General features: G+C 71.9%; 20 protein-coding genes and 1 pseudogene. 3 read left to right on the forward strand and 18 right to left on the reverse strand.

Features of this window, described 5'->3' with window-relative positions; all coding sequences use genetic code 11:
* Window positions 1-5 precede the first annotated feature (5 nt).
* The 11 genes and pseudogenes from ACJ5H2_RS14580 to ffh form a co-directional block, all read right to left on the reverse strand.
* Window positions 6-314: a DUF2469 domain-containing protein gene (locus tag ACJ5H2_RS14580; protein WP_408896134.1), complete on the reverse strand. Its 309-nt coding sequence runs from the start codon at window positions 312-314 to the stop codon at window positions 6-8.
* Window positions 315-336: 22 nt separating this feature from the next.
* Window positions 337-1,011, reverse strand: a complete 675-nt coding sequence (locus tag ACJ5H2_RS14585) for a ribonuclease HII (protein WP_408896135.1) — start codon at window positions 1,009-1,011, stop codon at window positions 337-339.
* Window positions 1,012-1,030: 19 nt separating this feature from the next.
* Window positions 1,031-1,903, reverse strand: coding sequence for a signal peptidase I (gene lepB / locus ACJ5H2_RS14590; protein WP_408896136.1), 873 nt, complete (start codon window positions 1,901-1,903; stop codon window positions 1,031-1,033).
* An 86-nt stretch (window positions 1,904-1,989) separates the two neighbouring features.
* Window positions 1,990-2,352 (reverse strand): 50S ribosomal protein L19, encoded by a 363-nt coding sequence (rplS, locus tag ACJ5H2_RS14595; protein WP_408896137.1) that lies wholly within the window; start codon window positions 2,350-2,352, stop codon window positions 1,990-1,992.
* Window positions 2,353-2,493: 141 nt separating this feature from the next.
* Window positions 2,494-3,690, reverse strand: a complete 1,197-nt coding sequence (gene trmD / locus ACJ5H2_RS14600; RefSeq protein ID WP_408896138.1) for a tRNA (guanosine(37)-N1)-methyltransferase TrmD — start codon at window positions 3,688-3,690, stop codon at window positions 2,494-2,496.
* The gene (rimM, locus tag ACJ5H2_RS14605) at window positions 3,687-4,280 is read right to left on the reverse strand and encodes a ribosome maturation factor RimM (protein WP_408896139.1); all 594 of its coding nucleotides are present in this window, start codon (window positions 4,278-4,280) and stop codon (window positions 3,687-3,689) included. Before rimM ends, trmD begins: the two co-directional genes overlap by 4 nt.
* 10 nt (window positions 4,281-4,290) lie before the next feature.
* Window positions 4,291-4,624, reverse strand: a pseudogene (locus ACJ5H2_RS14610) (RNA-binding protein).
* A 4-nt stretch (window positions 4,625-4,628) separates the two neighbouring features.
* Window positions 4,629-5,138, reverse strand: coding sequence for a 30S ribosomal protein S16 (gene rpsP / locus ACJ5H2_RS14615; protein WP_408896140.1), 510 nt, complete (start codon window positions 5,136-5,138; stop codon window positions 4,629-4,631).
* A gap of 176 nt (window positions 5,139-5,314) precedes the next feature.
* Complete coding sequence (locus ACJ5H2_RS14620; RefSeq protein ID WP_408896141.1) at window positions 5,315-6,388, reverse strand: amidohydrolase family protein; 1,074 nt, start codon at window positions 6,386-6,388, stop codon at window positions 5,315-5,317.
* 73 nt (window positions 6,389-6,461) lie between these two features.
* On the reverse strand, window positions 6,462-6,830 hold the full coding sequence (locus ACJ5H2_RS14625) for an NYN domain-containing protein (protein ID WP_408896142.1): 369 nt from the start codon (window positions 6,828-6,830) through the stop codon (window positions 6,462-6,464).
* An 84-nt stretch (window positions 6,831-6,914) separates the two neighbouring features.
* Window positions 6,915-8,492, reverse strand: a complete 1,578-nt coding sequence (gene ffh, locus ACJ5H2_RS14630; RefSeq protein WP_408896143.1) for a signal recognition particle protein — start codon at window positions 8,490-8,492, stop codon at window positions 6,915-6,917.
* A gap of 186 nt (window positions 8,493-8,678) precedes the next feature.
* Here ffh and ACJ5H2_RS14635 point away from each other — a divergent pair, with 186 nt between their 5' ends.
* From ACJ5H2_RS14635 to ACJ5H2_RS14645, 3 genes are all read left to right on the forward strand, one after another.
* Window positions 8,679-10,862 carry a carbon starvation CstA family protein gene (locus ACJ5H2_RS14635; RefSeq protein WP_408896144.1) on the forward strand — a complete coding sequence of 728 codons (2,184 nt, stop codon included), beginning with the start codon at window positions 8,679-8,681 and terminating at the stop codon, window positions 10,860-10,862.
* The gene (locus ACJ5H2_RS14640) at window positions 10,859-11,074 is read left to right on the forward strand and encodes a YbdD/YjiX family protein (protein WP_408896145.1); all 216 of its coding nucleotides are present in this window, start codon (window positions 10,859-10,861) and stop codon (window positions 11,072-11,074) included. Before ACJ5H2_RS14635 ends, ACJ5H2_RS14640 begins: the two co-directional genes overlap by 4 nt.
* A gap of 255 nt (window positions 11,075-11,329) precedes the next feature.
* On the forward strand, window positions 11,330-12,124 hold the full coding sequence (locus ACJ5H2_RS14645; protein ID WP_408896146.1) for a histidine phosphatase family protein: 795 nt from the start codon (window positions 11,330-11,332) through the stop codon (window positions 12,122-12,124).
* Here ACJ5H2_RS14645 and ACJ5H2_RS14650 read toward each other — a convergent pair whose 3' ends face one another.
* The 7 genes from ACJ5H2_RS14650 to ACJ5H2_RS14680 form a co-directional block, all read right to left on the reverse strand.
* Window positions 12,125-14,350 (reverse strand): [protein-PII] uridylyltransferase, encoded by a 2,226-nt coding sequence (locus tag ACJ5H2_RS14650; RefSeq protein WP_408896147.1) that lies wholly within the window; start codon window positions 14,348-14,350, stop codon window positions 12,125-12,127. It lies immediately after the preceding gene.
* Window positions 14,347-15,663 (reverse strand): ammonium transporter, encoded by a 1,317-nt coding sequence (locus ACJ5H2_RS14655; protein ID WP_408896148.1) that lies wholly within the window; start codon window positions 15,661-15,663, stop codon window positions 14,347-14,349. Before ACJ5H2_RS14655 ends, ACJ5H2_RS14650 begins: the two co-directional genes overlap by 4 nt.
* Window positions 15,664-15,946: 283 nt before the next feature.
* On the reverse strand, window positions 15,947-16,285 hold the full coding sequence (locus ACJ5H2_RS14660) for a P-II family nitrogen regulator (RefSeq protein ID WP_408896149.1): 339 nt from the start codon (window positions 16,283-16,285) through the stop codon (window positions 15,947-15,949).
* Window positions 16,282-17,622, reverse strand: coding sequence for an ammonium transporter (locus tag ACJ5H2_RS14665; protein WP_408896150.1), 1,341 nt, complete (start codon window positions 17,620-17,622; stop codon window positions 16,282-16,284). The genes ACJ5H2_RS14660 and ACJ5H2_RS14665 overlap by 4 nt, the downstream gene beginning before the upstream one ends.
* 180 nt (window positions 17,623-17,802) lie before the next feature.
* On the reverse strand, window positions 17,803-18,978 hold the full coding sequence (ftsY, locus tag ACJ5H2_RS14670; RefSeq protein ID WP_408896151.1) for a signal recognition particle-docking protein FtsY: 1,176 nt from the start codon (window positions 18,976-18,978) through the stop codon (window positions 17,803-17,805).
* Between the two features lie 57 nt (window positions 18,979-19,035).
* Window positions 19,036-19,224 carry a hypothetical protein gene (locus ACJ5H2_RS14675; RefSeq protein WP_408896152.1) on the reverse strand — a complete coding sequence of 63 codons (189 nt, stop codon included), beginning with the start codon at window positions 19,222-19,224 and terminating at the stop codon, window positions 19,036-19,038.
* A 136-nt stretch (window positions 19,225-19,360) separates the two neighbouring features.
* Window positions 19,361-19,840, reverse strand: a complete 480-nt coding sequence (locus ACJ5H2_RS14680) for an acyl-CoA thioesterase (protein WP_408896154.1) — start codon at window positions 19,838-19,840, stop codon at window positions 19,361-19,363.
* Window positions 19,841-19,846 lie beyond the last annotated feature (6 nt).

A 19,846-nucleotide genomic window follows, 5' to 3' on the forward strand; every position in this document is an offset into this window, starting at 1 on the left:
GCGCGTCAGGACTTCGGCAGCTCCAGGTCGGAGGAGGCGAGCTCCTCGACGTTGACGTCCTTGAACGTCAGCACCTTGACGTTCTTGGCGAAGCGGGCCGGGCGGTACATGTCCCACACCCAGGCGTCGGCGATCGTCACCTCGAAGAAGACGTCCCCGCCCTCGGAGCGGGCCTTCACGTCCACCGAGTTGCACAGGTAGAACCGACGGTCGGTCTCCACGACGTACTTGAAGATGCCGACGACGTCCCGGTACTCCCGGTAGAGGTTCAGCTCCTGCTCGGTCTCGTACTTCTCGAGCTCCTCGGCACTCACGCAGCCACCCTAGCCCCACCCACTAGGGATCGACCGGCAACGGCTCGAGCCCGGCCGCGCGGCGTACGTTGACGAACCTCATCCGATGGATCGGGGAAGGGCCGTGCTCGTCGAGGGCGGCGCTGTGCGTGGCGGTGATGTAGCCCTTGTGGGTCTTGAAGTCGTACGCCGGCCACTGCTCGTGGAAGTCGGTCATGATCCGGTCGCGGGTCACCTTCGCGAGCACCGACGCCGCGGCGACGCAGGCCGCGACCCGGTCGCCCTTCCAGACCGCGAGGCCCGGCACGCCGAGACCGTCGACGGGGAACCCGTCGGTGAGCACGTAGGAGGCGGGCAGGGACAGCTTGGCGACCGCGCGCCGCAGCGCCTCCACGTTGGCGACGTGCATGCCGAGACGGTCGCACTCGTCGTGCGGGATGACGACGACCGACCACGCCAGGGCGCGCTTCACGACCTGCTCGTAGCAGCGCTCGCGGGCGGCCGGCGTCAGCAGCTTGGAGTCGGCGAGGCCGGGGACGATGCCGGCCTTGCCGGCGGGCAGGATCGCGGCGCCGGCGACGAGCGGACCGGCGCACGCGCCGCGGCCGGCCTCGTCGACGCCCGCGATCGGCTCGAACCCGTGCCGGCGCAGTGCGCGCTCGTAGCCGTAGATGCCCGCGTCCCGGCGGACTGTCGCTCCCCTGGGCAGCGTGGACATGCCCCTTGCCTCCCTCCGACTACGTCCCGGGGACGGCGTCGGCCTTCTTCGCCTTCTCCAGCAGGTCGGCCGGCGGGCTGTCCGGGACGCCCTCGAACGTCTCGGGGCGGCTCACCCAGCGCCAGCGGTCGCGGGGCCAGATCAGGGTGAACACCTTGCCGACGACCAGGTCGGTGTCCACCCACGGGCTCTCGGTGCAGGGGTCCTCCTCGGGGCTGCACAGGTGGGCCCGGGAGTCCGCCGAGTGGGCGCGGTTGTCGCCCAGCACGAGCAGCTTGCCCTCCGGGATCGGGCCGATCGTCCAGCTGCACGGCCGTGACAGCGCGGAGTCGCGGGCGCTGATCCAGTCGTTGATCTCGGCGTTGCACTTGCCCGGGTCGGCGTTGAGATAGGAGGACTCGTCGATCGGCTTGCCGTTGACCTTGATCCGGCCCTGCTCGTCGCAGCACTCGACCACGTCGCCCTCGGTCCCGATGACGCGCTTCACCAGGTGGCCGCCGGTCGGGTAGAGACCCACCTTGGAGAGCAGGCCGGCGAAGCCGGTGGGGCCCTGGCTGTCGGCCGGTCCCAGCCACTCGCCCGGGTCCTCGAACACCACGACGTCCCCGCGCTGCGGCGTACGGCCGAACCAGTAGGACACCTTCTGCACCAGGATCCGGTCGTTCTTGACCAGCCCCGGCTCCATCGACTCCGAGGGGATGTAGAAGGCCTGGACGAACACCGCCTTGATGACGACCGCAAGTCCCAGCGCCACGGCGAGCAGCAGGATGCTCTCCTGCCAGACCGGCAGGTGCTTGCGCTTCGGCGGCGCGGACCGGGAGTCCACCCGATCGCTCGCCGCGGGGTCGGGGACCTCGGCGGCGGAGTCCGGGGCGGTGTCGTCGGTCGTCACGAGGTAGGAGTCTAGGAGTGCGGCCCAGCCGGGACGCACGAAGGCCCGACCGGAGCGGTCGGGCCTTCGTGGCGGGCGTGGGAGGCTCAGGCCTCGCGACGCTCCTTGATCTTGGCGGCCTTGCCGCGCAGGTTGCGCAGGTAGTACAGCTTCGCCCGGCGGACGTCACCGCGGGTCACGATCTCGATCTGCTCGAAGATCGGCGAGTGGAGCGGGAAGGTCCGCTCGACACCGACGCCGAAGGACACCTTGCGGACCGTGAAGGTCCGGCCGATGCCGGAGCCGTGGACGCGGATCACGACGCCCTGGAAGATCTGGACACGGGAGCGGCTGCCCTCGATGACCTTGACGTGGACCTTGACGGTGTCGCCGGCGCGGAAGTCCGGGACGTCGTCGCGCTTGGCGGCGTTGCCCAGGTCGGTCACCAGGGCGGGGCTCGGGTTGCTCATGGTTCTCCTCGCGAGTGCGCACAGGTCAGCCGCGGTTGATGGTGGTCACGGAAAGCGGCGTCACGGTCGGCGGTTCCCCTGTGGCAGAAGCGTCCGCGACACCGACCCACGATCTTCCCACACGCCGGGGCGGTGGTGAAATCAGCGGCGGCGCTTGGTGAGGACGACGGCTCCCGGGGGCGCCGGAAGGTCGCGACGCAGCCGGAAGCCGGCCTTCTTGTACATCTGCTGGTTGCGCACGCTGGCCGCCCCCGTGAACAGGACGTACGACGTCACGCCCGCCGGCGCCACCGCCTGGATGTGCTCGAGCAGGGCCCGGCCGAGACCGCTGCCCTGCAGGTCGGGGGCCACCATGATCCGGCCGATGTCCCACAGGTCGCCGTCCTCGCCGTCCGTGCCGGGCTCCCGGCGGCCGCGGACCGCCCCGACGAGGCGGCCCGCGCGGCGTACGACCCAGGTGTCCCACTCCCCCAGCCAGGTGCGCACGTCGTCCAGGGACTCGTGCAGTGCGGGGATGTCGAGCATGTCGTTGGCGAGCGCCTCCTGGACCCAGCACGCCCGCTGCAGCGTGAGCAGCTCCCCCGCGTCGCCCGGGGCGGCGCGCACGATCGGCGTGCCGTCGTCGAGCACGGAGGGAGTGAGCAGGTCCGGTCGGCGCTCGGCGGTCCGGCGGACGGCCTGCTCGTGGCGCCAGGCCGCGATCTTGGCGTGGTCGCCGGAGCGCAGGACGGCGGGGACCTCGTGGCCGCGCCACTGCGGGGGCTTGGTGTAGACGGGATACTCCAGGAGCCCGCTCTCGGCATGCGACTCCTCCACCAGGGACGCGGCATTGCCCATGAAGCCCGGCAAGAGCCGCACCACGGCCTCGGTGATGGCCAGCGCGGCGACCTCACCGCCGTTGAGGACGTAGTCGCCGAGGCTGATCTCGCGGACCTCGGCGCGCTCCCGGGCGTGGTCGACCACACGCTGGTCGATGCCCTCGTAGCGACCGCAGGCGAAGACGAGGTGGTCGCGGCTGGCGAGCTCCTCGGCGAGACGCTGGTCGAAGCGCTCCCCCGACGGCGTCGTGAAGACGACGGTCGGACGGCTCTCGCCCGGCGGGGCCGGCCGGTCGGGCAGGAGTGCGTCGAAGGCCTCGCCCCACGGCTCGGGCCTCATCACCATCCCGGCGCCGCCGCCGTACGGGCTGTCGTCGACGGTGCGGTGCCGGTCGTGCGTCCACGTCCTCAGGTCGTGCACCCGCACGTCCAGCAGCCCGCTCGCCGCGGCCTTCCCGGGCAGCGAGAGCGCGAGGGGCGCGAAGAAGTCGGGGAAGATCGAGACGTAGTCCAGCCTCACGCGCCCGCGCCCTCGTCGTCCTGGTCGTCCTGATCGTCCTGGTCGTCCTGGTCGTCGGGGAACGGGGTGACCAGGCCGGGGCGGTCGGCGATGACGACCCGGCCGCCGGTGATGTCGACCTCGGGCACGAGCGCGCTCACGAACGGCACCAGCGCCTCCCGGCGGTCCAGGGTGCGGATCCGCAGCAGGTCCTGGGCACCGTGCAGCAGGCCGACCACCTCGCCGAGGTGGGCGCCGTCGACGTCGTAGGCCGCCAGCCCGACCAGCTGGTGGTCGTAGAACTCGTCGGGGTCCTCGGGCGACTCGTCGGCGGGTACGACGGCGCGCAGCACGACTCCGCGCGCGGACTCCGCCGCCGTGCGGTCGGGCAGCTCCGCGAAGCGCGCCAGCAGCACGCCCTGGTGCCAGCGGGTGCCGGCGACCGTGAGGGTGCGGGCGGCGAAGGCCGAGCCGCGGGGCGCCTCGACCAGCAGGACGGCGCCGTCGGCGTAGCGACGCTCCGGCTCGTCGCTGCGGACGTCGACGGTCACCTCGCCCCGGATGCCGTGCGGCTTGCCGATGCGCCCGACCACGACCTCGATGCTCTCCACGTCTCAGAGATTAGGGGGTGGCGCCGGGAACGACGAACGGGCGCCTCCCCTCGGGGAGACGCCCGTTCGGACGGTGTCGCTGGTGTCGCTGGTGTCGCTGCCGCTCAGCGGCGGTCGGTGTCGACGAAGTCGACCCGGGTGCTGCTGTTGCCGGCGATCGCGGAGATCACGGTCCGGAAGGCGGTCGCCGTGCGACCGCTCCGTCCGATCACCTTGCCGAGGTCGTCGGGGTGGACCCGGACCTCGAGCACGGAGCCGCGCCGCAGCTGCTTGTCGCGCACGACCACGTCGTCGGGGTGGTCGACCACTCCGCGGACGAGGTGCTCCAGCGCGTCGGCGAGCATCGGCTCAGGCCTCGGCGTTCGCGTCGGCCGGAGCCTCGGCGGGGGTCTCCTCGGCGGCGGCCTCGGCCGGCGCCTCCTCGACCTTCTCCTCGGACTTGTCGGCCTTCTCCTCGGCCTTGTCGGCCTTCTTCTCGGACTTCTTGGCGGTCACCGCGGCGCCCTTGGGCTCGTTGGCGGCCTCCTTGAGGGCCTCGTTGAAGATCTCGAGCTTGTCGCGCTTGGGCTCCTTGACCTTCAGGGTGCCCTCGGCGCCGTCGATGCCCTTGAACTTCTGCCAGTCACCGGTCACCTTGAGGATCGCCTCGACGGCCTCGGACGGCTGCGCGCCGACGCCCAGCCAGTACTGCGCCCGCTCGGAGACGACGTCGATGTACGACGGGTCCTCCTTGGGGTGGTACTTGCCGATCTCCTCGATCACGGCGCCGTCGCGCTTCTTGCGCGAGTCGACGATGACGATGCGGTACTGCGGGACCCGGACCTTGCCCAGGCGCTTCAGACGGATCTTGACGGCCACGTTTGTGGTGTCTCCTTGGAATTCGTGGTGGGTGAGGCGCGAGCGACCAGGTGGGGAAACACCGGGGCCCGGACTCCATGGGCGCTGCACCCACCGGTTGAGAGGGTCCGGAAGGCGCAGAACTCAGCCGCCAAGTCTGCCAGACGGTGTCCGCCCCGCCCTAATCAGCCCGTAGGTCAGGCGACGACCCTGCCCCGCAGCACCACGCGGGACGGCTGGGCGAGCACCGAGAGGTCCTCGACCGGGTTGCGCGGGTAGACGACGAAGTCGGCCGGGTCGCCCTCGTCGAGGCCGGGGTTCCAGCCGAGCCAGGCGCGGCCTCGCCACGAGGCGGCGCCGAGCACGTACTCGTTGGGCAGGCCCATCGCGGCCATGGCGAGGATCTCCTCGTGGAGCACGCCGTGCCGAGCCGAGCCGCCTCCGTCGCTGCCGACGTAGAGAGGGACCCCCGCGTCGTAGGCACTCATCAGGACCTCGCGGCGGCGGGAGTGGAGGGTCTCCATCGTCGCGCTGTACGCCGGGAACCTGTCGCGCGCGGCGGCGACGAACTCGGGGAACTTGTCGGTCTGCAGGACCGTCGGCACGAGCGCGACACCCTGCGCGACCATCCGCTCGATGAGCTCGGTGGTGAGCCCGGTGCCGTGCTCGATGCAGTCGATGCCGGCGTCGAGCAAGGGGCCGAGGGAGGCCTCGCCGAAGCAGTGGGCGGTCACCTTGGCCCCCTGGGCGTGGGCGACCTCGATCGCCGCGGCGACGGCGTCGGCGGGGAACGACGGCGCCAGGTCGCCCCGGTGGCGGGCGATCCAGTCGCCCACCAGCTTCACCCAGCCATCGCCCGCCCGGGCCTGCTCGGCCACGGCGTCGACCAGCCCGTCCGGCTCGACCTCGACGCCGTAGTCGCGCAGGTAGCGACGAGTCCGCGCGACGTGCCGGCCGCAGCGGACCAGCCGAGGCAGGTCGTCGCGCTGCTGGACCCATCGGGTGTCGGCCGGCGAGCCGCAGTCGCGGGTCAGCAGCACCCCGTTGTCGCGGTCGAGGATCGCGGTCCGCTCGATCTCGGCGTCGTCGACCGCTCCCCCGTCGTCGAGGCCGAGATGGTTGTGCGCGTCGACCAGGCCGGGCACGATCCAGCCCTCCCCTGCCGACTCCGCGCCGGCCGGCGCGTCGTAGGTCACCCGGCCGTCGAGGACGTAGACGTCCCGCACCTCGCCGTCGGGCAGGACCGGTCCGGAGAACCGCAGTGCACTCACCCGGACGACGCTACCAACGCCTCCGGCCACGCCGGTGCCCCCTTTCGAGGCACGGCCGGTCCGGTGCCCGGAGTCAGAGCCGGGACAGCAGCCAGGTCGGCGACAGCGTGGTGGCCCCCGCCCCGTGCACCCGCGCGTCGAGCGCCCGGTCCGCCGTCACCACGACGACCCGGTCGCCCTTCTCGGCGGCCTTGCGCGCCTCGGCGACGATCGTGGCGTCGCCGTCCTTCGGGGCGTGGACGGTCCGGACGTGGGCGTCGCGGCCGGCACGGACGCCGCCCTTCGCCTGGCCCTCCAGCACGAGCACCACGGCGTCGTACTCGACGTCCGCGACGAGAAGCTGCTCGTGCAGCCGGGCCGCCGCGCCCGCCCGGTCCCTCCACCAGCCGTCCGGGCGCGCGCCGACCACGTTGGCGCCGTCGACGATGAGGACCGAGCCCATCCCTCACCCCCGTCGATTGGTCACGAACCGCACGTCCCGGCCCCGAAAACCCGCGGTTTGGTCCCAAACCGCAATATGAGTGTCCTACTTGAGGAACTTCGAGAAGTCCTTCGGCAGCTCGAGATTCTGCGCCGCCGCCTCGTAGTCGATGTCCTGGCCGATGCCGAAGGGGTTCGGCTTCGCCTCGGCTGCCTTGGCCTTCGCGGCGGCGGCCTCCTTGGCCGCCTTGGCGGGGTTGCCCGAGCGGCGCGCGCCCTTGCCCTTGGCCTGCTTCGCCTTCTGCTTGGCGCTGGCCCGCTTGCCCCCGCCCGGGCCGCCCATGCCGGGCATCCCCGGCATCCCCGGCATGCCGGGCATCCCGCCACCGCGGGCCATCTGCATCATCATCTTGCGTGCCTCGAAGAAGCGGTCGACGAGGCTGTTGACGTCCGAGACGGAGCGGCCCGAGCCCTTGGCGATCCGGGCGCGGCGCGAGCCGTCGATGAGCTTGGGGTTGGCCCGCTCTGCCGGCGTCATCGAGCGGATGACGGCCTCGATGCGGTCGATCTCGCGCTCGTCGAAGTTCTCGAGCTGCTCGCGGATCTGGCCCATGCCAGGCAGCATCCCGAGGATCTTCTGCATCGAGCCGAGCTTCTTCAGCTGCTGCATCTGCGCCAGGAAGTCGTCGAGCGTGAAGTCGCCCTGGGTGAGCTTCTCCGCCGCCTTGAGCGCCTCGTCCTGGTCGAAGGCCTTCTCGGCCTGCTCGATCAGGGTGAGGACGTCGCCCATGTCGAGGATGCGCGAGGCCATCCGGTCGGGGTGGAAGACGTCGAAGTCGGTCATCTTCTCGCCGGAGGAGGCGAACATGACCGGCCGGCCGGTGACCTGGCGGATCGAGAGGGCGGCACCGCCGCGGGCGTCGCCGTCGAGCTTGGTGAGGACGACGCCGTCGTACCCGACTCCGTCGAGGAAGGCCTGGGCCGTGACGAGGGCGTCCTGGCCGATCATCGCGTCGACGACGAAGAGGACCTCGTCGGGCTGGACGGCGTCGCGGATCCCGGCGGCCTGCGCCATCATCTCGGCGTCGACGCCGAGGCGTCCGGCGGTGTCGACGATGACGACGTCGTGGAGCTTGCGCTTGGCCTCCTCGATCGAGGCCTGCGCGACCGAGACCGGGTCGCCGACGCCGTTGCCCGGCTCCGGCGCGAAGACGGGGACGCCGACCTTCTCGCCGTTGACCTGGAGCTGCTGGACGGCGTTGGGCCGCTGGAGGTCGCAGGCCACGAGCATCGGCGTCTTGCCCTGCTCCTTGAGCCAGAGCGCGAGCTTGGCCGCGAGCGTGGTCTTGCCGGCGCCCTGGAGGCCGGCGAGCATGATCACGGTGGGGCCGGACTTGGCGTAGCGCAGCCGCCGGGTCTCCCCGCCGAGGATCGCGACGAGCTCGTCGTTGACGATCTTGACGACCTGCTGCGCGGGGTTCAGCGCCTGGCTGACCTCCTCGCCGCGGGCGCGCTCCTTGACGGCGGCGACGAACTCCTTGACCACCGGCAGGGCGACGTCCGCCTCGAGCAGGGCGATCCGGATCTCGCGGGCGGTCGCGTCGATGTCGGCCTCGGAGAGCCGTCCCTTGCCGCGCAGGTTCTTGAAGGTCGCGGTGAGGCGGTCGGAAAGTGTGGCGAACAAGAGCGTTGCGTCCTCGTCGGATTCGTCGGTAGAAGTGGAGTCTTCGAACATCGATCGTAGCCGCCGGCGCCCTGGGGGCCGACGTCTGCGGTGGACGTGGCGAGGGTACTGCGCGGGTGCCGTCCACCCGTCGCGGTGGTCGGGAGTGCCACCGGGGGCACCCCACCGGGTCGAGGAGGATCCACGATGGCAACCACCACACCTGTACGACGACCCGACGGCCCCCGCCGCCGGATGACCCCGGCGGGCATCGCGCTCTGGAGTGCGATCGCGCTCGTGGGTGCGGTCTGCTGGACGGTCCTCGCCCTCTCCCGCGGCGAGGAGGTCTCCGCGCTGTGGATCCTGTTCGCCGCGCTGGCGTCGTACGCGATCGCCTACCGCTTCTACGCGCGCTTCATCGCGCACCGGGTGCTCGGCGTCGACGACTCGCGCGCCACGCCCGCGGAGCGGCTGGAGAACGGCCAGGACTTCGACGTGACCGACCGCCGGGTGCTGTTCGGCCACCACTTCGCGGCGATCGCGGGGGCCGGACCACTCGTCGGACCCGTGCTCGCCGCGCAGATGGGCTACCTGCCCGGGACGATCTGGATCATCGTCGGCGTGATCCTGGCCGGCGCCGTGCAGGACATGATGGTGCTCTTCTTCTCGATGCGCCGCGACGGCAAGAGCCTCGGCCAGATGGTGCGCGAGGAGATCGGTCCGGTGGGCGGCGTCGCCGCGCTGGTCGCGGTCTTCGCGATCATGATCATCATCCTCGCCGTGCTCGCGCTCGTGGTGGTCAACGCGCTCGCCGAGTCGCCGTGGGGCGTCTTCTCGATCGGCCTGACCATCCCCATCGCGCTGTTCATGGGCTTCTACCTGCGCTACCTGCGGCCGGGGCGGGTCTCGGAGACGACCGCCATCGGCGTCACCCTGCTGCTGCTGGCGATCGTCGTGGGCGGCTGGGTCGACGACACCGGCCTCGGCGACACGCTGACGCTGTCCCACGAGACCCTCACGATCTGCCTGATCGTGTACGGCTTCGTCGCCTCGGTGCTGCCCGTCTGGATGCTGCTGACGCCGCGCGACTACCTGTCGACGTTCATGAAGATCGGCGTCATCGTGCTGCTCGCGGTCGGGCTGCTGCTCGCCCGGCCCGCCCTGGCCAACGAGGACGTGACGAGCTTCGCCCTCGACGGCGACGGGCCGGTGTTCGCCGGCGAGCTCTTCCCGTTCGTGTTCATCACGATCGCCTGCGGCGCGCTGTCCGGCTTCCACGCACTGATCTCCTCGGGCACCACCCCGAAGATGATCGCGAAGGAGAGCCACGTCCGGATGATCGGCTACGGCGGCATGCTGATGGAGTCGTTCGTGGCCATCAGCGCGCTGATCGCGGCCTGCGTGATCGACCAGGGCCTCTACTTCGCGATGAACAGCCCCGCCGGCGCGACGGGTGGGACGGCCGCCAGTGCGGCGGAGTTCGTCGGCGGCCTCGGGTTCACTCTCTCCCCTGACACGCTCACCCAGGCGGCGGCGGCGGTCCAGGAGCCGACCCTGATCTCGCGGACGGGCGGTGCCCCGACCCTGGCGGTCGGCATCTCCCAGATCTTCACCGACGCCTTCGGCGGCGGACTCGCGGCGTTCTGGTACCACTTCGCGATCATGTTCGAGGCGCTGTTCATCCTCACCGCCGTCGACGCTGGGACCCGCGTCGGCCGGTTCATGCTGCAGGACACGATCGGCAACCTCTGGCCCCGGTACGCCGACACCTCCTGGCGGCCCGCGGCCTGGTCGGCCAGTGCCCTCGTCGTGGCGGCGTGGGGGTACATGCTCTACGTCGGCGTCACCGACCCGCTCGGCGGGATCAACCAGCTCTTCCCGCTGTTCGGCATCTCCAACCAGCTGCTCGCCGCGATCGCACTGTGCGTGTGCGTCACGCTGATGCTCAAGCATGGCTTGGCCCGGTGGGTATGGGTGCCGCTGGTGCCGCTGGTGTGGGACCTCGTCACCACGATGACGGCGAGCTGGCAGAAGGTGTTCTCGGACAACCCGGCGATCGGGTACTTCGCCCAGGCCGACCGCTATCGCGACGCCCGCGACGCCGGCGAGGTCCTCGCGCCGGCGAAGGACATCGGACAGATGGACCAGGTGGTCACGAACTCCACCACCAACGGGGTCCTGCAGCTCACCTTCGCGATCCTCGTCATCGTGGTGGTCGCCAACGCGGTCGTCGTCTGGGTCCGGGCCCTGCGGGCCGGCGGTCTGCCGACGACCGAGGTGCCGGCGGTGCCCTCGCAGATCGTCGCGCCGGCGGACTTCTTCGCCACGGCCGAGGAGAAGGCCGCCGTGCGGGCCTGGGAGGAGTCGCGGCTGACAGGGAGCCCGCGATGAGCGCCGTGGGTCCGACGGGCCAGGTCCTGACCCCGCTCGTCCGCGCCTGGCGCGGCCTGCGGTGGTACGTCCGGGAGGCGACCGGCGAGGCGCGCTGGGACGAGTACGTCGAGCGCTGCGGCCGGGAGGGCACCCCGCCGATGTCACGGCGGGCGTGGGAGCGCCACCGCGCCGACGCCAAGGAGCACGACCCGCGCGCCCGGTGCTGCTGACTGTGTGACCGTTGAGTCGTCAGTAGTGACCCGCCGAGTCGTCGGTAGTGACCCGCCGAGTCGTCGGGGAGCGCGTTCCCGCTGACCGCTCAACGGGTAGGAACTGACGACTCGACGGGTCACTACTGACGACTCAACCCCGCTCGTCCGGCCCACGGGGACGTGAGCCAGGTCTCACTGACCGGGATCCGTGCCCGCCCGCGGGCGCCGCGTTCCGATGCTCGGGCCTCCCGCCCACTCCCATCGGAGGCCCACATGTCGCCCACCCGCCGTACCCGACTCGCCGCGCTGGCCGCGTCGATCGCCGTCCTCGCCACGACGCCCGCCGTCGTCGGGCTGCAGGCCGACGCCGACCCGAAGCCCAAGCACGCGAAGCCCGGCTACGACATCCTGTTCGTCCGGCACGCCAACAGCACCTACCCCGTGCCCGAGGAGGAGCTGTCGCCGCTCGGCATCCAGCAGGCCGCCAAGCTGGTCGACTTCCTCCACGACGACGACATCACGTCGGTCGACTCCTCGATCATGGTCCGCACCTACCAGACCGCGGACGGCGTGGCCGCCGACCACGACGTCCCGGTGCTGGCGGACGAGGACATCCGCGAGGTCGAGCTGGTCTCCAAGGACGAGCGGGTGGCCGGCGGGATCATGGCCAGCTGGGTCACGGACCCCTCCACCCGCGGTAACGACTTCGGCGGGACCGAGGACTACTACGACGTCAAGGAGCGCTGGGACCGGTGGTGGACCCAGTACGCGCGCGAGCACCGCAACGACCGGGGCACCGGCGTCGTCGTCGCCCACGGCGGCATCTACGGCCTGATGCTGCCCGAGACCTGCGTCAACAAGCCGCAGCTGCCGTTCTCCAAGCGGTTCCCGGGCAACACCGAGATGATCGAGGCGCACCTCAACCCCAACGGCACCCTGGTCTGCACCGCGTTCGGCGTCAGCCCCGACCCCGCGAGCATGCCCAACCGGGACGGCTCGCCGCACTACTACTACGAGATCGACCCGGTGACGGGGGCATCCACCCAGGTGGTCTCTCCGCTCTCCTGATCAGCTGGACCCGATCGTCCTCCGGACGGCGTGGGCGGCCTCGGCCGCCCGCGTCTCCGAGAGGGCGCCGGCGGCGGCCTCCTGGACGTAGAAGACGTCCACGGCCTGCGGCCCGAGGGTGGAGATGTGGGCCGAGCGCACCGTCATCTCGAGGTCCGCGAGGGCCGCGCTCACCAGGTGCACCACACCGAGCCGGTCCGCGGCGCGCACCTCGATCACCGTCGCGTGGTCGCTGGCCTCGGGCCGGACGACGACGGCGGGGTCGAGCTCGCCGGTCGCCTGGCGCGCGGCGAGGCGCTGGGCCGGGTCGATCCGGCGCGAGGTGATCGCGTCCAGCTGGTCGCGCAGCGCGCCCGGGTCGAGCCCCGCCTCGGCGACGTCCCAGACGGACACGGCGTACTCCCCCTGCGACCAGAGCCGAGCCGCCCGCACGGCGATCCGCCGCAGGGCGAACACGGCCGCGACGTCGGCGAGCAGGCCGACCCGGTCGAGAGCGACGACGGTCACCCGCGAGCCGTCCGCGGCCGGCTCGACGACCATCGAGACCTCCCCGTCGGCGACGCCGTCGGGGATCGGGAGCTCCTCGACGCCGAACGCCGGCGGCACGCTGCCCTGCTGCAGCGCGGCGCGGGCGCGGCGGGAGAGGTCCAGCACGAGACCGGCCCGCCACGACGACCACGCCTTCGGAGCGGCCGCCTTCGCGTCGGCCTCGGACAGCGCGGTCAGCAGCGCCAGCGCCTCCACGGTGCCGACGTGCTCGATCAGGGCGTCGATCGTGGCGGGATCGTCCGGGTCGCGCGTGGTGGCGATGTCGGCCAGCAGCAGATGCCAGCGGACCAGCTGGCCGATGAGCTCGGCGTCGGCGGTCGAGAAGCCCATCCGGCTCGCGATCGCCCGGGCGATCGGCGCGCCCGCGACGCTGTGCTCGACCAGCTCGCCCTTCCCGATGTCGTGCAGGAGGGCCGCCACGACGAGCACGTCCGGACGCGACACCTCCCGGATCAGCGCCGACGCCTCCACGCACGTCTCCACGACGTGCCGGTCCACGGTGAAGCGATGGATCGGCGAGGCGTGGGGCAGCAGCCGGATGCGCTCCCACTCCGGCAGGATCCGGTCGAGAGCGCCGGTCTCGTCGAGGGTCTCCCACACCGGCAGCAGCCCCGGGCCGGCCGCGAGCAGGCGGACCAGCTGCTGGCGGGCCTCGTCGGGCCACGGGTCCGGCAGCGGCGGGCACTCCCGCACCAGCCGTGCGGCGGTCGGGGGCGCGAGCACCACGTCGCGGGTGGCTGCCTCCGCCGCCGCGCGGAGCAGCAGCACCGGGTCGGCCGCGGGCCGCGCAGTGCGCTCGAGCACGACCTCGCCCCGGGAGAGCGCGATGCCGGGGGCGACCCGCTCCAGCTCCGGGCGGCGGGGACGGGCGGCCGAGGTGCGCCGCAGGGCGTCGTCGGTACGACGCCACGCCAGCCGCGACAGATGGGTGACCCGACGGCCCAGCTCGCGCACGTAGCGCTGTGCGGCGGCCTCGTCGGGCAGCTCCAGCCCCTGCGCGATGGGCGCCCAGTGCTCCGGTGCGATCCGGTCGCTCGCCCGTCCGGCCGCTGTGTGCAGCAGGTCGCGCACGTCGAGGAGCTGCTGCCGGCAGCGCTCGAGGTCGGCGGCGGGGACGTCGACCAGCCACGTGGCGGTGAGGCTCTTGAGCACGGTCGCGTCGCGCAGGCCGCCCTCGGCCTCCTTCACGTCGGGCAGGGAGAGGTGGGCCAGCTCCCCGACCAGCCGGTGCCGGCTGCGGACCAGCTCGCGCAGCTCGGGGAGGCGCTCCCGGGCCTGGCGGCGCCAGTGCGTGAGCGTGGTCGTGCGCAGCCGCAGGGCGACGCTGTGGTCACCCGCGACATGGCGCACGTCGAGCAGGCCCGACGCCACGCGGACGTCGTTCTCCGCCGCCGTCAGCATCTCCGGCAGCGTGCGCACCGCATGGTCGAGCTTCGCACCGGAGTCCCACAGCGGATACCAGACCTGGCTCGCCAGCTCGGTCCAGCGGCGCTCGTCCACCCCCTCGTCGGCGACCAGCACCACGTCGAGGTCCGAGTACGGCGCGAGCTCGCCCCGGCCGTAGCCCCCGACCGCCACCAGGGCCACCCCCGACTCCGGGCCCGCCGCCGCGTCGTACGCGCTGAGGCAGAGGGCGTCGGCGGCGTCCGTGCGCGCCGCCCGCTCGGCTGCGGTCATCCCTGACCGGCGACGTGGGGACGGGCGCCGCCCGTGGCGGAGTGCAGGTCGTAGGCGGTCTCGGCGTGGATGACCAGGTCGACGCCCGCGACCTCGTGCTCGGGGTCGACGCGGAAGCCGACGGTGCGGTCCAGGACCCAGGCCAGCACGGCGGTCATGGTGAACGAGTACACGAGGGTCGCGCCCGCCGCAACCAGCTGCTTGCCGAGCTGGTCGACTCCGCCGCCGTAGAGGAGGCCGTCGACGGCGCCGACGGAGGAGGAGGCGAGGAGACCGATGAGGATCGTCCCCACCAGGCCGCCGACGAGGTGGACGCCCACGACGTCGAGGGAGTCGTCGTACCTGAGGGTGTGCTTGAGGCCGACCGCCAGCGCGCACACCGAGCCCGCCGCGAGGCCGACGAGCATCGCCCCGATCGGGGTGACCGCTCCGCACGACGGCGTGATCGCCACCAGGCCGGCCACGACGCCGGACGCGGCGCCGAAGGAGGTGGCGTGGCCGTCGCGGAAGCGCTCCACCGCGAGCCACGCCAGCAGACCGGTGCAGCCGGCGAGCAGGGTGTTGACGAAGACGATGGCGGCGGTGTGGTCGGCCGCGAGGGCGGAGCCGGCGTTGAAGCCGAACCAGCCGAACCACAGCAGGCCGGCCCCCACCATCACCAGGGTCAGGTTGTGCGGCTTCATCGGCTCCCGGCCGAAGCCCACCCGGCGGCCGAGCACGAGGGCCGCGGCGAGCCCGGCGGCGCCGGAGTTGATCTCGACGGCCGTCCCGCCGGCGAAGTCGAGCGCGCCGAGCTCGTTGGCCATCCAGCCGCCCACGTGGTCCCCGGAGCTGAAGTCGAAGATCCAGTGCGCGACCGGGGCGTAGACGAGCACGGTCCACAGCGCGGCGAACAGCAGCCAGGTCCCGAACCGGGTGCGGTCCGCGATCGCGCCGGCGACCAGGCCGACCGTGATCACCGCGAAGAGGCCCTGGAAGGCGGCGAAGAGCGGGATCGGGTACGACGCCTCCGGGTCGGGCTCGAGCATCCCCCGGAACCCGGCGTACTGGCTCGGGTCGCCGACGAGGCCGCCGCCGAGGTCGTCGCCGAAGGCCAGCGAGTAGCCGACGAGCACCCACACGACCATGACGACGGCGAGAGCGCCGAAGACCATCATCATCATGTTGAGGACGCTCTTGGAGCGCACCATGCCGCCGTAGAAGAAGGCGAGACCCGGCGCCATCAGCAGGACCAGGGCGGCCGCGGCGAGGAGCCAGGCGGTGTCGCCGGCGGCCGTCGCGGGGGCCGCGGTGACGAGCAGCAGATCGGGCATCCGCACACTGTGCGGGGGTTTTGTTTCGCGCGTGTAACACGTCTCCTGACAGCGGTTACACGCGGGTGAAGCCCCGCCCGGTGGTCGAGGTGCGAGCCTCGAAACCTCCGGGCGGGGCTGCCCGGTGGTTGAGGTGCGAGCTTGCGAGCCTCGAAACCTCCGGGCGGGGCTGCTCGGTGGTTGAGGTGCGAGCTTGCGAGCCTCGAAACCTCCGGGCGGGGCTGCCCGGTGGTTGAGGTGCGAGCTTGCGAGCCTCGAAACCTCCGGGCGGGGCTGGTGAGACCTAGAGCGCGGCGGCGTCCGTGTCGCCGGTGCGGACCCGCACCACCGACTCGACCGGGCTCACCCAGACCTTGCCGTCGCCGATCCGGCCGGTGTGGGCCGTCTTGGTGATGATCCCGACGATGTCGGCGGTGTCGGCGTCGTCGACCACGATCTCGATCCGGATCTTGGGCACGAGCGCGATGTCGTACTCCGCTCCCCGGTAGACCTCGGTGTGGCCCTTCTGCCGGCCGTAGCCGCTGACCTCGCTGACCGTCATCCCGGTGACGCCGAAGGCCTCGAGCGCCTCCCGGACGTCCTCCCACTTGTGCGGCTTGATGACCGCGGTGACCAGCTTCATGCGCTTACCTCCGAAGGAGTGGACGGGCTCAGGACCGAGGTACGACGAGCGGCACCGCCGCCGGTGGTGAGATCGTAGGCCGCCTCGCCGTGCTCGGCGAAGTCGATCCCGTCGACCTCGTCCTCCTCCACGATCCGCAGGCCCAGGGTCGCCTTGACCGCCAGCGCGACGACCAGGGTGGCGATGCCGGACCAGATCATCGCGAAGAGTGCGACCGCGACCTGGACGACCAGCTGCTTGGCGCCGCCGCCGGTGAGCAGGCCCCCCTCGTTGGAGGCCAGGAATCCGACGCCGACCGTGCCGACCAGGCCGCCGACCAGGTGGACGCCCACGACGTCCAGCGAGTCGTCGTACCCGAAGCGGTACTTGAGGCCGACCGCCAGGGCGCAGACGCCACCGGCGACGAGGCCCAGCACGATCGAGCTCCAGGGCACCAGGTTGCCGCAGGCCGGCGTGATGGCGACCAGGCCGGCGACGACGCCGGACGCCGCGCCGAGGGAGGTCGCGTGGCCGTCGCGGATCTTCTCGACGAGCAGCCAGCCCATCATCGCCGCGCAGGTGGCGAGCGTGGTGTTGAGCCACACCAGGCCGGTCTCGGTCGTGTAGGCGTCGAGGTTGACGATCGAGCCGACGTTGAAGCCGAACCAGCCGAACCAGAGCAGGCCCGCGCCGATCATGGTCAGGGTCAGGTTGTGCGGCTTCATCGGCTCCTTGCCGAACCCGAGCCGCTTGCCGAGCAGGAGCGCCAGCACCAGGCCCGCGACACCGGCGTTGATGTGGACCACCGTGCCGCCGGCGTAGTCGATCGGCGCCACCTCGGCCGCGCCGTCACCCGAGAAGAGCAGGTCCGCGAGCCCGTTCTCCACGCCGCTGAGGAACCCGCCGCCCCACACCATGTGCGCCAGCGGGAAGTACGACAGCGTCACCCAGATCGGCAGGAACACCAGCCACGCGGAGAACTTCATCCGGTCCGCCACCGCACCGCTGATCAGCGCGGCGGTGATCACCGCGAAGGTCAGCTGGAAGGCGACGAAGACGTAGTTCGCGGGATCCGTGCTCTCCAGCCCGAACTGCGTGAACGGGTTGGAGAAGAGCTTGCCGATCTCCTTGCCCGTCGCGCCGTCGGCGGTGGCGAAGGTCGTGCTGTACGACATCGACCACCCCCACAGGGCATACACGATGCCGACCACGCCCAGGGCGCTGAAGGACATCATCATCATGTTGAGCACTGACTTGGTCCGGCTCATGCCGCCGTAGAAGAGCGCCAGGCCAGGGGCGGTCATCAACAGGACGAGCGAGGCCGACACCAGCATCCAGGTGTAGTAGCCGTTTTCCATGCCCCGAACATTCGGGCGCGCAGGTTTCGCCTCACGCGACGCGATGTTTCCGGCTCGTAACGGGTGCCTCACGGCGGTTACGTGCCGGTGAACCCCCGCGGGGACGAGAGGTGCGCCACACCCGCCGGAAATGCCGGCCTCCTTCCCGGCACGCAGGCCGGGGGCGGGCGACGGCGAGGCTCAGCCGAGCAGGGCGTCGACGAAGGCCGCGGCGTCGAAGGGCGCGAGGTCGTCGGGCCCCTCGCCGAGGCCGACCAGCTTCACCGGGACCCCGAGCTGGCGCTGGACGGCGACCACGATGCCGCCCTTGGCGGAGCCGTCGAGCTTGGTGAGCACGATGCCGGTGACGTCGACGACCTCGGAGAACACCTTGGCCTGGATCAGGCCGTTCTGGCCGGTGGTGGCGTCGAGGACGAGCAGCACCTCGGTGACCGGCGCCTGCTTCTCGATGACCCGCTTGACCTTGCCGAGCTCGTCCATCAGGCCCTGCTTGTTCTGCAGCCGGCCGGCCGTGTCGACCACGACGGTGTCGACACCCCGCTCGACGCCCTGCTTCACGGCGTCGAACGCGACGCTCGCCGGGTCGCCCCCCTCGGGGCCGCGGACGACCTCGACGCCGACCCGCTCACCCCAGGTGGCGAGCTGTTCGGTGGCAGCGGCGCGGAAGGTGTCGGCGGCGGCGAGCAGCGTCGTACGCTCCTCGGCGACCAGGATCCGCGCGAGCTTGCCGACGGTGGTGGTCTTGCCGGTGCCGTTGACGCCGACGACCAGCACCACACCCGGGTCGTCGCCCTCCCCGCTGACGTGGAGTGCGCGGTCCATCGTCGGGTCGACGAGCTCGACCAGCTCCTCGCGGAGCACGGCGCGCACGTCGGGCGCCTGGCCTCCCTCGACCCGCAGCCGGGTGCGCAGCCGCTCCACCAGCTCCTGGGTGGGCGCGACGCCGATGTCGGCGCCGAGGAGCAGGTCTTCGATCGCCTCCCAGGTGTCCTCGTCCAGCTGGTCGCGACTGAGCAGGCCGAGCAGGCCGCGGCCGAGCGCGTTGGAGCCGGCGAGCCGCTGCCGCAGGCGGACCAGACGCGAGGCCGGCTTCTCCGGCCTGTCCAGGGTCGGAGCGGCCGGCTCGGCCGGCGCCTCGACCGGCGCCTCGACCGGCGCCTCGACCGGCGCCTCGACCGGGAGCTCCTCGGTGGGCGGGACCTCGGTATCGACCGGCGCGGTGATGACGTCGGTCGCGGAGCCCTTCGGCAGCGTGCCGGTACGGCGGACCCGGGTGCCGACGAAGCCGACGATCGCGAGGATGCCGACGACCGCGATCCCGATGACGAGGTAGAGCCACTCCTGCATGGGGCTCATCCCATCATGTCGGCCCGGCCCGGTCGAAAGCGGAGGCTCGATCCGGCTCCGGGGTGCTCAGCGCAGGCGCTGCAGGTCGCGCTCGTCGTCGTCGAGCACGGGAGCGGCCTCGACCGCCCGGGTCATCGCCTCGCCGAGCCACGGGACCACCGGCATCTCCTCCCCGCGGTGCGGGTAGGCGACATAGAGGGCCACGACGGCCGAGACGACGAGGCTCAGCAGCACCGCCAGCGCCACGACAAGCACGTTCGACTCCTCCGAGTAGGGATCGCTCTGCGCCTATCTTGCACCGCAGCTCCAAGAGACCCGGCATCGCCGCCGCCGTGGGTGCGCGAGGTGTGAGCTGCGGGGCCCCACAGCGCACACCTCGCGCCCCCACAGCTCACACCTCGGGGGGACAGAGCGGGGCGAGCGCGGTGCGGATGAGGTCCGGGATGGGGGTCGAGGGTCGTGCGGGGTCGGTGTTGTCGACGTACACGTGGACGAAGCGGCCCTCCGCGCGGGCGAGCCCGCCCTCCCCCTCGGGGTCGCCCTGGAAGAGGCCGACCCGGTAGATCACGGACGAGCGGCCGAGCCGCTCGACGACGAGGCCGAGGTCGATCGGCCGCGGGTAGCCCATCTCGGCGAAGTACCGGCAGGAGACCTCCGCGACCACGCCGATCGCCGGGAGACGGCGGATGTCGGTGCCCGTCGCCTCGTGCAGGTGCGCGTTGACGGCGGTGTCGATGAGGTCGAAGTAGCGCGCGTTGTTGAGGTGACCGTAGACGTCGTCGTCGGACCAGCGGGTCGTCGCGCTCCGCCACGCGCGGTACGACGACCGGTCGGGCCGGGCGCGGTCGGGGCCGCTCGCGGGCTGGGTCATGCGGGC

It is taken from the genome of Nocardioides pymetrozini (assembly GCF_046058985.1).
Lineage (GTDB): Bacteria > Actinomycetota > Actinomycetes > Propionibacteriales > Nocardioidaceae > Nocardioides.

Excerpts from the sequence above, each read along its gene's own strand:
- ACJ5H2_RS14645 (WP_408896146.1), top strand. The coding sequence starts at position 11,330 with ATGTCGCCCACCCGCCGTACCCGACTCGCCGCGCTGGCCGCGTCGATC.
- ACJ5H2_RS14650 (WP_408896147.1), bottom strand. The coding sequence starts at position 14,350 with ATGACCGCAGCCGAGCGGGCGGCGCGCACGGACGCCGCCGACGCCCTC.
- ACJ5H2_RS14655 (WP_408896148.1), bottom strand. The coding sequence starts at position 15,663 with ATGCCCGATCTGCTGCTCGTCACCGCGGCCCCCGCGACGGCCGCCGGC.
- ACJ5H2_RS14665 (WP_408896150.1), bottom strand. The coding sequence starts at position 17,622 with ATGGAAAACGGCTACTACACCTGGATGCTGGTGTCGGCCTCGCTCGTC.
- rplS (WP_408896137.1), bottom strand. The coding sequence starts at position 2,352 with ATGAGCAACCCGAGCCCCGCCCTGGTGACCGACCTGGGCAACGCCGCC.
- ACJ5H2_RS14585 (WP_408896135.1), bottom strand. The coding sequence starts at position 1,011 with ATGTCCACGCTGCCCAGGGGAGCGACAGTCCGCCGGGACGCGGGCATC.
- ACJ5H2_RS14660 (WP_408896149.1), bottom strand. The coding sequence starts at position 16,285 with ATGAAGCTGGTCACCGCGGTCATCAAGCCGCACAAGTGGGAGGACGTC.
- ACJ5H2_RS14635 (WP_408896144.1), top strand. The coding sequence starts at position 8,679 with ATGGCAACCACCACACCTGTACGACGACCCGACGGCCCCCGCCGCCGG.
- ftsY (WP_408896151.1), bottom strand. The coding sequence starts at position 18,978 with ATGAGCCCCATGCAGGAGTGGCTCTACCTCGTCATCGGGATCGCGGTC.
- ACJ5H2_RS14680 (WP_408896154.1), bottom strand. The coding sequence starts at position 19,840 with ATGACCCAGCCCGCGAGCGGCCCCGACCGCGCCCGGCCCGACCGGTCG.
- ACJ5H2_RS14640 (WP_408896145.1), top strand. The coding sequence starts at position 10,859 with ATGAGCGCCGTGGGTCCGACGGGCCAGGTCCTGACCCCGCTCGTCCGC.
- ACJ5H2_RS14625 (WP_408896142.1), bottom strand. The coding sequence starts at position 6,830 with ATGGGCTCGGTCCTCATCGTCGACGGCGCCAACGTGGTCGGCGCGCGC.